Below are 12,965 nucleotides of genomic sequence, written 5' to 3' on the forward strand. Positions count from 1 at the left end.
TACTCTTTCTATTAGTCAATTAAAAGGCACGCCACCGCCAGGCGGGGCGCGCCGTACAACATTTACTTCTTGTCGCTGCGGGTGATGAACACGCTGGCTACGCAGCTCGACACGATCAGTACCGCCACCACCAGCAGGGACGCTTCCACCGGCACGTGGTACCACGGCATGATCAGCATCTTGGCGCCGATGAACACCAGCACCATCGCCAGGCCATACTTGAGCATGTGGAAGCGGTCAGCCACGTCCACCAGCAGGAAGTACAGGGCGCGCAAGCCCATGATGGCGAACAGGTTCGACGTGAAGACGATGAACGGGTCCGTCGTGATGGCGAAGATCGCCGGGATCGAATCGACCGCGAACACCAGGTCCGTCACCTCGATCAGGATCAGCACGAGGAACAGCGGCGTGACATAGCGCAAACCGCCCTTTGCCACGAAGAAACGTTCGCCGTGGTCGCCGTCGGCCACCCGCAAGTGGCGGCGGGCAAAGCGCAGCACGGGGTTGTTCGCCACGTCCGGCTCCGCATCGGCCGCCACCAGCATGCGCATGCCTGTAATCAACAGGAAGGCGCCGAACAGGTACAGCACCCAGCTGAACTCGCTCACCACCCACGCACCGGCCATGATCATCACGGCGCGCATGACGATCGCGCCCAGCACGCCATAGATCAACACGCGGCGCTGGTACTGGATCGGCACCTGGAAGGCGCTGAAGATCAGCAGGAAGACGAACACGTTATCGACCGACAAGGCTTTTTCGATCAGGTAGCCGGAGAAAAATTCCAGCGCCTTCTGGTTGGCGATCTCGGGACCGGCCGTGCCGTTCAGATACCACCACAGTCCGCCGTTGAACAGCAGGGCCAGGCTGACCCACACGAGCGACCACGTCGCCGCTTCCTTGACGCCCACCTTGTGCGCCTTGTTGCCGCCGAAGACGAACAAGTCCAGCGCCAGCATCACCAGGACAAAGGCGATGAAACCGGCCCACATGGGTGCCGTTGCAATACTTTCCAGGCCGTTCATCGGCGGCCTCCGCAATGCTCTGTTTGTATTCTGAAGTCCATGGCACTCTCCTTGCATGAATTGAGCAGCCATCATAGCCTTCTTATAAACATCGAACAAATCGAATATAATTTAAGAATACATCGAAAAATTCGATGTATTTATTTTCCGGGAAACACCATGTCCACACTCAACTTCAAGCACTTGCGCTATTTCTGGATGGTGGCCAAGACGGGCAGCATCGCGCGCGCGGCCGAGCAGCTGCACCTGACGCCGCAATCGATTTCCGGCCAGCTCAGCGAGTTTGCCGACACCCTGGGCGTGGAACTGTTCCGCCGCAGCGGGCGCCAGCTGGAATTGACGGACACGGGCCGGCGTATCCTCAGCCATGCCGAAAGCATCTTCAGCACGGGCGATGAATTGCTGGAAATCGTGCGCGACCAGTCGCGCACCACGACGACGACCTTCCGCGTGGGCTGCGCCGATTCTGTGTCGAAACTGATCGCTTGCCGCCTCGTCGCGCCGGCGCTGGGACTGGCCGAGCCGCTGCGCATCATTTGCCGCGAAGGCCGGCTGGCCAGCCTGCTGGCGGACCTGGCCGTGCACCGGCTGGACCTGATCATGGCGGACCGTCCCATGCCGGCCCACTTGAGCGTGCGCGGCTTTAACCACTTGCTGGGCGAAAGCGGCATGACCCTGTTCGGCACGCCGGCGCTGGCCGCCACCCTGTCGGGCGGCTTTCCGCAATGCCTCGATGGCGCGCCGCTGCTGCTGCCCGGCGAAGACTTCGCCATCTACGGGCGCTTGCTGCAGTGGCTGGGCGACAACAAGCTGCACCCGCGCATCGTCGGCGAGTTCGACGACAGCGCCATGATGAAGGCCTTCGGCCAGTCCGGTGCCGGCCTGTTCTTCGCGCCCACCGTCATCGCGCCCCAGGTCTGCGAGCAATACGCCGTGGTGGCGCTGGGCCGGGTCGACAGCCTCGTCGAGCAAGTGTATGCGATCACCACGGAACGGCGCCTGAGCCACCCGGCCACCATCGCCATCAGCCAGAGCGCGCGGCGCGAGCTGTTCGTGTAAGCCTGGCGTGCAAGCCGGTTCAGTCGCCGACGACGATCTTGCCAGGCTGCCCGCCCCGCTCCAGCAGCGCGTGGGCGCGCCGCAAGGTGGCCGCATCCATGGGCGACAGGCGCTGCCGCACCGTGTGGCGCAGCACGCCGTCGTCCAGCAGCCGCGCCACGCGCTGCAAAATGCGGTGCTGCTCCAGCATATCGTCGGTAGCAAACAACGGCCGCGTAAACACCATTTCCCAGTGCAGCGAGATGCTCTTGCCCTTCAGCGGCGCCGCGTCGAAAACATCGTGGTCGTCGATGACGGCCAGCTTGCCGTGCGGCGCGATCAGCGCCACCAGCGCCGCGGCATGCTGCGCCGTGTGCGACAGGGCGGCGACGTGGCGCACGGGCGCCACGTGCAAGGCCGCCACCTGCACCGGCAGGGGCAAGGTATGATCGATCACGTGATGGGCGCCCATGGCGCGGCACCACGCCATGCTGTCGCCGCGCGACGCCGTGGCGATCACCGTAAAACCCGTCAGCTGGCGCGCCAGCTGGATCAGCATGGAACCGACGCCGCCCGCACCGCCCAGCACCAGCAGGCTGCCCCGCGGCTGCGTATCGCCGGGCGCGATGGCAAAGCGCTCGAACAACAATTGCCACGCCGTCAGCGCCGCCAATGGCACGCTGGCCGCCTGCGCAAAGTCCAGCGATGCCGGCATGGCCCCCGCGATGCGCTCGTCGACCAGGTGATATTCGGCATTGGCGCCCGCGCGGTCGAACGAACCCGCGTAATACACGGCTTGACCCGGCGCAAACAGGATGACTTCGCTGCCCACCGCATGCACGGTGCCGGCCGCGTCCCAGCCCAGGGTCACGACACGCTCAGGCACTTCTACCAGCCCGGCGCGCACCTTGGTGTCGAGCGGGTTGACGCCCACGGCGCGCACCCGCACCAGCACGTCGCGTGGGCCGGGCACGGGCATCGGCCCCTCCACGTCGAACAAGCCATGCTCGTCGCCCACGCCGCTGCCCTTGTTGAAACCGATCGTCTTCATTGCCACCCCCCGCAAATAAAAGCCCATGGTAAGCAGCCATGCAACAAAGAAAAATATGCTTCAATGCGTTTCACTACTGACCAAACTGTCATGAATCATGCAAAACCAGGAAACAGATAATCTCTCCGGCGTGGCCCTGTTCGTGCAACTGGCCCAGGCGGGCAGCTTTGTCGCCGCCGCGCGCCAGGCCGGCATTTCACCGTCGGCCGTCAGCAAGAGCCTGGCCCGGCTCGAGCAGCGGCTGGGCGCGCGCCTGTTCCAGCGCAGCACGCGCCAGCTGAGCCTGACAGCCGAGGGGCAGCTGTTTTTGACGCGCAGCGAACGCATCCTGGCGGAAATGCAGGCGGCGCAGGAAGAACTGGCGGGAGCGCGCGCGCCGCAGGGACGCCTGCGCCTGGGCTTGCCGGAACTGGGCGGCGTGTTCCTGCCCGCACTGGCCGATTTTGCCGCGCAGCACCCCGCCATCGCGCTGGAGCTGGACTTTTCCGACGCGCTGGCCGACGTCGTCGGCGATGGCTTCGACGCCGTCATCCGCATCGGCGCACCACGCGATTCGCGCCTGGCCGCGCGCAAGCTGGGCCAGTTCCGCTCCTGCCTCGTGGCTTCCCCCGCCTACCTGGCGCGCCACGGCACGCCGCAGCATCCCCTTGAGCTGCAACAACATGCTTGCCTGCAGTACCGCTTCCGCCACAGCGGCAAGGTGGAGCAGTGGCGCTTGCGCCAGGACGAAGGCGAGGCTGCGCCGGACTTGCCTTTATCCATGATCTGCAACAATGTGGAAGCGCGGCTGCACTTTGCCCGGCAAGGCCTGGGCATCGCCTGGCTGCCCGACTTTTATGTCCGCCCGGCACTCGATGACGGCAGCCTCATCGAGGTGCTGATGGATTACGCCATCAGCGGCCATCCGGCCCACGGTTGCTGGCTGCTGTGGCCGTCCGGGCCGCACCTGGCGCCGAAAGTGCGGGCGCTCGTCGATTTCCTGGCCGAGGCGCAGCTGTTGTCGTCAATTGCCCACAAATAAGGCAGAGGAAAAACATTCGGACAAATATATCTTTATAATGGCAAGTCTTCCCGACGCCCTGCGCGCCCCTTCCTGGACTTGCCGCAATGAAGCACTTGCACGATATTCCCTCTGCCTTCAAGCATGAATTTGCCAACCCGCGCCTGTGGTGGTCGCGCGCCGTCGTCGTCGGCATGGCCGCCATCGCGGGTCTCGTAGTCGTGGGCTTTACGTGGCTGGCCGAGGAAGCGCTGGACCTGTTCCTGTTTTTTAACGGCAAGGCCTGGTGGTTCGCCCTGCTGTGGACGCCCGCCTGCGCCGCCCTGCTCGTCTGGCTGACGCGCCGCTACGCCATGGGCGCGGCCGGCTCCGGCATCCCGCAAGTGATGGCGACACTGGACCCGGCCGTGGCGCCCGAACAGCGCTCCTTGTTTGTCTCGTTGAAACTCAGCGCCGCGAAGATCGGCCTGACGGCGGGCGGCTTGCTGGGAGGACTCTCGCTGGGACGCGAAGGACCGTCCGTGCAAATCGCGGCCGGCGTGATGCTGGCCGCGCGCCGCTGGCTGCCCCGCCACTCGCAGGTGAGCGCCCATTCCCTGCTGGTGGCGGGCGGCGCGGCCGGCATCGCGGCCGCCTTCAATACGCCGCTGGCGGGCGTCATGTTTGCCATCGAGGAACTGTCGCGCTCGCCCGAGCAGCGCAACAGCGGCCTCATCGTCGCTGGCATCGTGCTGGCCGGCATGATGGCCGTGTCCATCCACGGCAACGCCACCCACTTCGGCATCATCCACCCCGGCCCCATCGGCCTGGCGCTGGCCTTGCCGGGTCTGCTGGTGACCCTGGTCGCGGGCGTGGCCGGCGGCCTGTTTGCGCGGCTGCTGCTGGCGTCCGCCCGCGGCAATCCGCTGGGAAAATTATCCGCGTGGAGAAAAGGCCGGCCCGTGCTGTTCGCCGCCGTCTGTGGTGTGCTGGTGGCGGCCATCGGCATCGCCAGCCATGGCGCCACGTTCGGCAGCGGCACCGTGGCCACGCGCGCCATGCTGGAAGGCTCGTCCGACGTGGCGCCCGCCTTCGTTGCCTTCAAATATGTGGCGACGTGGCTGACCGTGTGGTCGGGCGTGCCGGCCGGCATCTTCGCGCCCTCCCTGGCCATCGGCGCCGGCATCGGGCATGACATTGCGCAACTGCTGCACTACCCGCACGCGCCGGCCCTGATCGCGCTGGGCATGGTGGGTTTCCTGGCCGCCGCCACGCAGGCGCCGCTGACGGCTTTCATTATTGTCATGGAAATGGTCGACGGCCACGGCATGGTGCTCAGCCTGATGGCTTGCGCCGTCGTGGCCAGCACGGTGTCGCGCGTGCTCAGCGAACCGCTGTACGGGGCGCTGGCGCAGTTGCAGCTGCAACGGCTGCCCGCGCCACCGCACTAGAAATTGCGGCAGGCGCGCAACAGGCGGCCATCCTGCCACTCGCAGACGGTGCGCGTGCCGTCGCAGGCCCAGGCCCGCTCCAGGCCCTGCTTGCGCCCGCGCGCATAGTCCACGGCGTGGCGGGGCGAGCCGTCCGCATGCCATTCGCGCCACGCGCCATGCGGCTCGCCATCGCGGTAGGAAGCGAGCCGGGCCAGCGTACCGTTCGCATGCCACTGCCTATCCTCGCCCTGCGCGCGGCCCTGTTCATCCTGCTGGCGCTGGCGCAGCGGCGTGCCATCGTCGCGCCAGCTTTGCGTGCTCAGCATGACGCCATCCTCGAACAGGTTTTTCTGGTCCAGCTGGCCATTCGCGAAATACAGCAGCGACCAGCCCTGCGGCTTGCCATGCAGGAAATTGAGGCGCGACATTTCACGGCCGTCCGGCCACCAGGCCTGGTGCAAGCCGTTGCGCTGGCCATCGAGATACGGTCCCCGCTCGGCCAGCCGGCCATCCGCATGAAACGCCGTCACTTCACCGGTCAGCACGCCATCGGCGAAATGCGCTCGGTTGCTGACCTGGCCGTGCTCGTCAAAGCTCAGGAATTCGCCATCGGCGGGCTGGCCCGCCTGGTACAGCAAGGCATGCCTCAGCTGGCCATTCGCATGAAAGTGGCTGTGCAAGCCGTCGTACTCGCCGTCGCGGTACGCCTTGCGGCTCTTCACCGTCCCGTCCGCATAGTATTCCACGTTCACGCCATTGAAATCGCCCTCCCCGTTGCGCTCTTCCAGCAGGCCCAGCTGGCCATCGGCAAAATACACGCTGCGCTGGCCGGTGTAGCGCGGCGACGCCACGTCGGTGCCGAGCAGCCAGGCATCCATGTGCAGCTTGCCCGGCGGCTGCGCGAAATGCAGCTGCCAATGCCATGCCTGGCGGGCCGCATCGTGGCGCAGCGGCGCGCGCTGCTCGTACACGGCCGCGGCGGGCGCCACGGGCTGGTAATCCCCGTCAAAATACAGGGAGGCCGGCGACGGTTCGGCAGGCAAGGCCTGGGTGGCCAGGGCGTGGGCCATGGAAACGGGCGGGGAAACGGCCAGGACAGCGGCCAGCAAAACGGAAGTGTATATCTTCAATGCATGCTTTCATCAACGGTGCGACGGCGCCGATGATACGGGCAAGCGGGGCGGTGCGCCACACGCTTGCGCGTGACTACATGGTGAACGGAAACGGCTGCATACCCGCCTGCCTGTCGTCTGGAGCGACGACGGCCAGCAAGGCGTTCAAGCCCTGGTTCAGGTGCGCCAGGCTGTCGGGGTCCAGCTGGGCCAGCGCACTGGGCAGCAAGCCGCGCGCCGGCTGCGGCGCGCCGGCGATGACGGCTTGCCCTTCCGCCGTCAGGGTCAGGGTGACGACGCGCTGGTCTGGCTGGTCGCGCGCCTTGCGCACATAGGTTTTTTTGACCAGCGCCTCGACCAGGTTGCTGGCCGTCGTCTGGTGGATCGACATCTTGCTGGCCAGCTCGCCCATGCGCAAGCCCGGCCGTTCCAGCAATTCCTGCATCACCCACAATTGCGCGCCCGACACGCCGCATTGCTTTTCGATTTGCGCCGAGTGGCGCTGCGCCGCGCGCATGACGACGCGCATGTTTTGCAAGGCCATGCCTTGCGCCCTGGCCATCGCCGAAACTTCCGCTTCCACCACCATTGCCTCCAGTTATCCTGCCGGCTTCGCGCCTGCTGGCGGGCCGGAATCCCTGCATGATACCTGCAAAGGCGGGCGACTCCTAGCGCATGGAAACTGGCTCTCCGGCTTGCCACGCCTGCTCCAGCACCAGCTTGCCGGCCTGGTCCCAGTGGCGCTCGATGCCGTGCTTCTTGCCGTGTTCGTACGGCACGATCTGGCGCAGGCTGCCGTCGTCGTACCACGTCTGCAGCAAGCCGTGGCGCTGGCCTTCGACAAACGGGGTCACGCTGGCGCGCGCGCCGTTGGCATGCCAATCCGTCGTGTCGCCGTGGTCGCGCCCCTGCGCGTCTTTCTGCCAGGCAAACACGGGCCGGCCATTCGGGGCCCACGTTTGCAAGCTGAGCACGGCACCTTTCCGGTACAGCGTCTTGTTCGACACGACGCCATTGCCATGGCTTTCAAACGACCAGCCGTCGGGTTGGCCGTGCACCCACACGGTGCTGGCCAGCACCTTGCCATCCTGCGCGTACATGACGAACTCGCCCTCGCGCTGGCCATCGACGTACCGCCCCTTCCGGAACAGCTTGCCATCCGCATAAAACGATTCCTCCACGCCATCCATCTGGCCATGGCGTCGATACGAGCGGTTGCTGACGGCCCCGTTCGCGCCATACGACACTTGCTCGCCATCGGCCATCTCGTCGCCGTGATACAGCGTGCGACTCATCAGCTGGCCATTCTGGTGATACGTCTCCGAAATGCTGTCGCGCCCGTTCGGCAACGCGGTCACCCGCTGCTGGACCTGGCCATTCTCGAAGTACACGCTGCCGCCAAGCAGTTCCTCGCCCTGGGCATCGAAGTAGGTTTCGCGCAGCAGCTGGCCATTTTCATGGTAATACTTGCGAAACTTCACGAACTTGACCTGGCTCAAGTCCAGGTCCGTGGCATAGGTTTCAAAGGCCGGCACGCCCGGCGTGTCGGGAAATTCCAGCCGCACATGCCAGGCGCCCAGCGCCTCGTCGCGCACGGGCGGCGTGCGCAGCGCATACACGGCGCCACGCTGATTGCTGGGCATGAAATTTTCATCCAAATACATGGTCCGGTCTTCCTCCTGTAGCGTTGGCGTCGGCGTTTGCCCTGCGGGCTGTGCCTGTGCCGCCAGCGGCGAGGCCAAGACCATGCCCAGCAAAGCGGCCAGGGCCACGCGTGTCTTCTGTCGTGTGTGCATTGTGTTCCGTTGCAATGTTATCGTGCGGCGGCCATCATAATGGAAAGCAACGTTTTTCCCCGTCACGAAAGAAATCCATGCACTTGCCCACCGCCCCCAGCGACACACAGATATTGGACATCATCGACGCCTGGATCGCCGACCTGGCACGCGGCGATTACGCGTGCGCCCATGCGCGCACGGCGCACGACGCGTATTACGGCTGGACGCCGGCGCTGCTGCGCGCCGTGATCGAGGGTTATGGTTCGCCGCAGCCGTATGCGGATGGCACGGTGTATCGCGTCACGCCGGCGGCGCAAGCCAGCGGCGCGCCGCACGAACGCTGCGTCGAGCGCCCGGCAAGCGAGGACGGCGGCGTGGCGATCGCCGAAGCGCGCCACGCCCTGCCACTGAACGGCGCCTGGTCGGACCTGACCGCCACGTTCCGCGTGGAGGGCACGGCGCTGGGCGCCACGCTGGTATTACAGGAAATTCACGTGTTCTAAGGTTCTAGGCCGCGCCATCCTTGACGGGCGACAACTGGCTCGCATGCAGGCGCGCATACGCGCCGCCCTGCTGCAGCAAGGTGGCGTGGCTGCCCGATTCCACCAGGCGCCCGCCCTGCATGACGACGATGCGGTCGGCGCTTTCGATGGTCGACAGCCTGTGGGCGATGACGATGGTGGTGCGGTTGCGCATCAGCACTTCCAGCGCCGCCTGCACGGAACGTTCCGACTCCGTGTCCAGTGCACTGGTCGCTTCGTCCAGCAAGAGAATCGGCGCGTCCTTGTACAGGGCGCGCGCGATGGCCAGGCGCTGGCGTTGCCCGCCCGACAGGCGCGAACCGTTCTGCCCCGCCTGGGTTTCGTAGCCTTGCGGTAACTGCATGATGAAGTCGTGCGCATACGCGGCGCGCGCCGACGCTTCGATGCGGGCCTGGTCCGGGGCCGGGTCGCCATACGCGATATTCGCCGCCATCGTGTCGTTGAACAAAATCACATCCTGGCTGACGAGGGCGAACTGGCGCCGCAGGGCCAGCAAGGCGTAATCGCGCAGGTCGACGCCATCGAGCAGGATCTGGCCGCCGCTGACGTCGTAGAAGCGCGGCAGCAAGCCCAGCAAGGTCGTCTTGCCGCCGCCGGAGCCGCCCACCAGGGCCACCGTTTCGCCGGCGCGGATGTCGAGCGTGATATCGCTCAAGGCCGTGGGCGCATCGGGATCGTCGCTGTTGTAGCGGAAGTTGACGTTCTGCAAGGACAGATTACCCTGCACCGTGACCGGCGCGATGGTGCCCGGGTCCGGTTCCAGCGGCGTGTCGATCAAGCCGAAGACGGACTCGGCCGCCGCCAGGCCCCGCTGCAACGGCTCATTGATCTTGGTCAAATTCTTGATCGGCGACTGCATCGCCATCAGCGCGCCCATGAAGGCGACGAAGGCGCCAGGCGTGATGGCGCCGCTTTGCGCGCGCAGCATGGCGAAATAGATCACGGACGACAGGGTAATGCCGACGAGCATCATGATGAAGCCGGAATTCATGGCCGAGGTGGCGGCATGCTTGACGGCCAGCTGGCGGTTGCGCTTGACGACGTTGACGAAGCGCGCCTGTTCATAATCCTGGCCGCCAAAGATTTTCACCACGCGCTGGCCGCCGATGCTTTCGTCCAGCACGGACGTCAGCTCGCCCACGGCTTGCTGCGAACTCTTGCTCAGGTGGCGCATGCGGCGGCCCGCCAGGGTCACGACGATGGCCACGATGGGCATCGACGCCATGCAGAACAGGGCCAGTTTCACGTCAATGCTGAACAATAAAATCAGGTAGCCGACGGTGGCGACGGAATCGCGCACCATCACGTTGAGCACGTTCAAGCCCGCCTGCGACACCTGGCTGGCGTCGAAGGCCACGCGCGACTGCGTCAGGCTGGTGGTGGTGGTGTCGAAAAAGCGGCTGGGCAGGCGCATGATGGTGGCGAACATCTTTTCGCGCAAATCCGCCTGCACCCGGCTCGATAGCCAGACGGAACCGTAATCGCCGGCAAAGCTCGACACCATGCGCAACACGGCCAGGCCCAGGATGGTGGCGGGAATCACCCACAAGTCCACCTGCCCCGCCTGTGCCGGCAAGAAACGGTCGACCCAGCCCTGCAGCATGCCCATCACGCCGGACGCGGGCGCGGCCTGCGTGCTGGCCGTCGCGCGCATGGCGTCGACGACGTTTTGCAATTGCCTGATTAACAATACATCGGTGGCGGACGCCACGCCCACGGCCAGCAAGGTGGCGGCGACGATGGCGCCATAGCGGCGAAACTGGCCGGCCAGGCGGAAGAACAGGAGGCGACTTTGCTGCATGCAGATGGGAAAAAGAAGGTAAAACGTGATTCTAACCGTTGCGGGTGGCTTTCCCCCAAGAAAGTAGAGCAGCATGGCTTGCGCGCCTGGCCATGGTGACAATTGGAGATGGTGATGGTGAAAATACGACCTACACTTGCTGAGCTAGCTTAACGATGCCGAGACATCGGGACTGGCCCTACACGCCGCGGGCCTGGCGGCGCACCCCATCCTTCCTGGAGATACCATGAGCGTTCCCATCTACAAAGTAAAGGCCGTGCACCTCGCCATCGACAAGAGCCTTCCCCCGCATTTGCATGTGAGCGCGATCGGCGAAGTCAGCTCCGGCGGCTGGCAGGCGGTCCCACTCGCACCGCGCGTCTACCTCAAGCCGCCGCAGGACGGCATCCAGGACCTGGACTTCGAGGCGACGCCGCCCAGGGGCAGCGAGCCCGTGATCCAGGTCATCCTGCCCATCGTGGCGGGCGCCGTCCTTGCCCTGCCGGACTGGCTCAAGGGCGTGCGCGTCCATGCCAGAACCAATGCGGTGGTCACCTTGCTCACCGACGAGGCATGCTTGCACCAGGTGGCAGCCATCAACCACGACTAGGCAGCCGCAGCGCACGCTGCGGGCGGTCATCGCGACGCCGCCCTCCCGGCAAGGCAGGGCGGCGGCCGATGCTTATTGTTTTTTCACTTTCCAGGCGGCCGTGCCGGCCTTGCAGACCGTCAGCTTGAGGGTCTGTTCCTGGCCCTTGGCGTTCAAGCCCACCTGTACCTTGCGGCAAGTTTGCTCATCCGTCTTTTGCGTGTCGCTGGCCGTGATGTCGGCGGCGATGCGCACGGAATTGCGCAAGCCTTCATTGCTCCATTGCACGGTTTCGCCATCTTTCTTGTCATTGAGCACGTCGGTGACGGCCTTGACGAAGACGGGCTTGTCGTTCTTGTTCAGGTAAGCCATCGGCGTATCGGCCAGGAAACCCAGGCCGACGGCGGAAGCGGAAGCGCTGAAGACGACGCTGCCGAAGATCAGGGCGGACAGCAGTGTGGCGGGACGTATACGCATGGAAAACTCCTTTAAAGTAAAAATAGGGACCGCCGGGGCGGCCCTCAGCCGGGATCCGCCGGCGAAATGCCCGCGGCCAGCAAGGCATCGATGCTGGGCACGAAATAGATCGCCGACGACAGCGCAGTGGAAAAATCCAGCAGCCGGTCCGTCTTGGTGACGCCATCATAGCCTACGCCGTACATTTGCCGCAGCATGCCCATGGTCACGGTGATGTCCTTGCAAAAACCGACAAACATGACGCCCGCCTCGGTGGCATTGGCGTAATTGGCGTTGCGGCGCACGATATCGACTTCCTCGCCATCGCGGATGAATTGGTTGCGGCCCACGTGGGAATCGACGGGCAGCGGCGACAATTCATGGCTGCCGGCCTTGGTGCGGCCCCACACCTGCTCCGCCGCGTGCACGGGCAAGGCGCGCAGGCGCTCCACGTCCATGCGCCATTTCTGCAGCAGCACGGTGGAGCCGCCCGCGCCCGCTTCGCCGTCCGGAATGATGGCCACGCCGTTGGCGCGGAACGGATTCGGGTTGGCGACGCCGTCGGCAAAGCCGTCAAAGGTCACGTTATTGTGATACGGAAAACACACCTGTTCGCTGGCCAGCTCGGCAAAAGGACTCAGCAAGGTGAGCGTCGTGCGCATGCTGTCGTACAGGGTGGCCGCGTTCGACTGCGTGATCCAGACCCAGAAATCGTGCTGGGTGGCCGGCGCCGTCTTGCCGTTGGCGCCCACCAGGTCGTGCGCGAACGATGCCATATTGTCCGGCACGCAGCCGGGGCACGCGGCGCGCCACAGTTCGGGCTTGAATCCCAGCACCACATTGGCCGTGCCGCCCGTCAACTGATGGTGGCGGTTCAGGGTGGGGTCCAGGATGCCCGTGACTTCGGATTCCCACAGCTTGCCCAGCCGCTGAAACAGCTGCCGCATGTCGACGCCGGCCTTCACCTTGAACTGCAAATGCACTTCGTCGCGCGCGACGACAGACAGCATGCTTTGTGGAATTGCCATGACAGTTGTTCCTCTTTTTCGTTTCTATGTGGATCTTAAACCAGAAGTGCCGGATGGCAGTTTCATTTTGGCAACATGCGATAACTGTAACTATAGGTCGTCATGAATTGGACGATAATGCAATGACGTAGAGCAAGAATAAGAATGGATACCA

General features: G+C 64.8%; 13 protein-coding genes. 5 read left to right on the forward strand and 8 right to left on the reverse strand.

The features are described 5' to 3' along the window. Nucleotides 1-62: 62 nt before the first annotated feature. Nucleotides 63-1,025 (reverse strand): TerC family protein, encoded by a 963-nt coding sequence (locus tag O3298_RS19410; protein WP_305060288.1) that lies wholly within the window; start codon nt 1,023-1,025, stop codon nt 63-65. Nucleotides 1,026-1,184: 159 nt separating this feature from the next. On the opposite strand from O3298_RS19410, the gene nhaR reads away from it, so the two are divergent. Continuing rightward, a complete protein-coding gene (nhaR, locus tag O3298_RS19415) occupies nt 1,185-2,084 on the forward strand; it encodes a transcriptional activator NhaR (RefSeq protein ID WP_305060289.1) in 900 nt (299 codons plus the stop codon). 19 nt (nt 2,085-2,103) lie between these two features. Here the strand turns inward: nhaR and O3298_RS19420 are convergent, their stop codons facing one another. Continuing rightward, the gene (locus O3298_RS19420; protein ID WP_305060290.1) at nt 2,104-3,114 is read right to left on the reverse strand and encodes a zinc-binding alcohol dehydrogenase family protein; all 1,011 of its coding nucleotides are present in this window, start codon (nt 3,112-3,114) and stop codon (nt 2,104-2,106) included. A 97-nt stretch (nt 3,115-3,211) separates the two neighbouring features. On the opposite strand from O3298_RS19420, the gene O3298_RS19425 reads away from it, so the two are divergent. Together O3298_RS19425 and O3298_RS19430 are read left to right on the forward strand one after the other, a co-directional pair. Continuing rightward, nucleotides 3,212-4,135: a LysR family transcriptional regulator gene (locus O3298_RS19425; RefSeq protein ID WP_305060291.1), complete on the forward strand. Its 924-nt coding sequence runs from the start codon at nt 3,212-3,214 to the stop codon at nt 4,133-4,135. A gap of 86 nt (nt 4,136-4,221) precedes the next feature. Next, nucleotides 4,222-5,544 (forward strand): chloride channel protein, encoded by a 1,323-nt coding sequence (locus O3298_RS19430; RefSeq protein ID WP_251350804.1) that lies wholly within the window; start codon nt 4,222-4,224, stop codon nt 5,542-5,544. On the opposite strand, the gene O3298_RS19435 is transcribed toward O3298_RS19430, so the two are convergent. From O3298_RS19435 to O3298_RS19445, 3 genes are all read right to left on the reverse strand, one after another. Continuing rightward, nucleotides 5,541-6,656, reverse strand: coding sequence for a toxin-antitoxin system YwqK family antitoxin (locus O3298_RS19435; RefSeq protein WP_305060292.1), 1,116 nt, complete (start codon nt 6,654-6,656; stop codon nt 5,541-5,543). The genes O3298_RS19430 and O3298_RS19435 overlap by 4 nt on opposite strands. A gap of 76 nt (nt 6,657-6,732) precedes the next feature. After that, complete coding sequence (locus O3298_RS19440) at nt 6,733-7,227, reverse strand: MarR family winged helix-turn-helix transcriptional regulator (RefSeq protein ID WP_099664914.1); 495 nt, start codon at nt 7,225-7,227, stop codon at nt 6,733-6,735. A 79-nt stretch (nt 7,228-7,306) separates the two neighbouring features. Continuing rightward, nucleotides 7,307-8,281 carry a toxin-antitoxin system YwqK family antitoxin gene (locus tag O3298_RS19445; protein WP_305060293.1) on the reverse strand — a complete coding sequence of 325 codons (975 nt, stop codon included), beginning with the start codon at nt 8,279-8,281 and terminating at the stop codon, nt 7,307-7,309. A gap of 230 nt (nt 8,282-8,511) precedes the next feature. On the opposite strand from O3298_RS19445, the gene O3298_RS19450 reads away from it, so the two are divergent. Continuing rightward, complete coding sequence (locus O3298_RS19450; RefSeq protein ID WP_305060294.1) at nt 8,512-8,919, forward strand: hypothetical protein; 408 nt, start codon at nt 8,512-8,514, stop codon at nt 8,917-8,919. A 4-nt stretch (nt 8,920-8,923) separates the two neighbouring features. Here O3298_RS19450 and msbA read toward each other — a convergent pair whose 3' ends face one another. Further along, complete coding sequence (gene msbA / locus O3298_RS19455; RefSeq protein WP_251350808.1) at nt 8,924-10,759, reverse strand: lipid A export permease/ATP-binding protein MsbA; 1,836 nt, start codon at nt 10,757-10,759, stop codon at nt 8,924-8,926. A gap of 226 nt (nt 10,760-10,985) precedes the next feature. Between msbA and O3298_RS19460 the strand changes: the two genes are divergently transcribed. After that, nucleotides 10,986-11,348 (forward strand): hypothetical protein, encoded by a 363-nt coding sequence (locus O3298_RS19460; RefSeq protein WP_099664918.1) that lies wholly within the window; start codon nt 10,986-10,988, stop codon nt 11,346-11,348. 72 nt (nt 11,349-11,420) lie between these two features. Here O3298_RS19460 and O3298_RS19465 read toward each other — a convergent pair whose 3' ends face one another. Together O3298_RS19465 and O3298_RS19470 are read right to left on the reverse strand one after the other, a co-directional pair. Next, the gene (locus tag O3298_RS19465; protein WP_099664919.1) at nt 11,421-11,804 is read right to left on the reverse strand and encodes a hypothetical protein; all 384 of its coding nucleotides are present in this window, start codon (nt 11,802-11,804) and stop codon (nt 11,421-11,423) included. A gap of 44 nt (nt 11,805-11,848) precedes the next feature. Continuing rightward, nucleotides 11,849-12,811: a Dyp-type peroxidase gene (locus tag O3298_RS19470; protein WP_099664920.1), complete on the reverse strand. Its 963-nt coding sequence runs from the start codon at nt 12,809-12,811 to the stop codon at nt 11,849-11,851. Between the last annotated feature and the right edge of the window lie 154 nt (nt 12,812-12,965).

The sequence above is a fragment of the Janthinobacterium sp. SUN137 genome, from assembly GCF_030587265.1.
Classification (GTDB): domain Bacteria; phylum Pseudomonadota; class Gammaproteobacteria; order Burkholderiales; family Burkholderiaceae_D; genus Janthinobacterium; species Janthinobacterium kumbetense.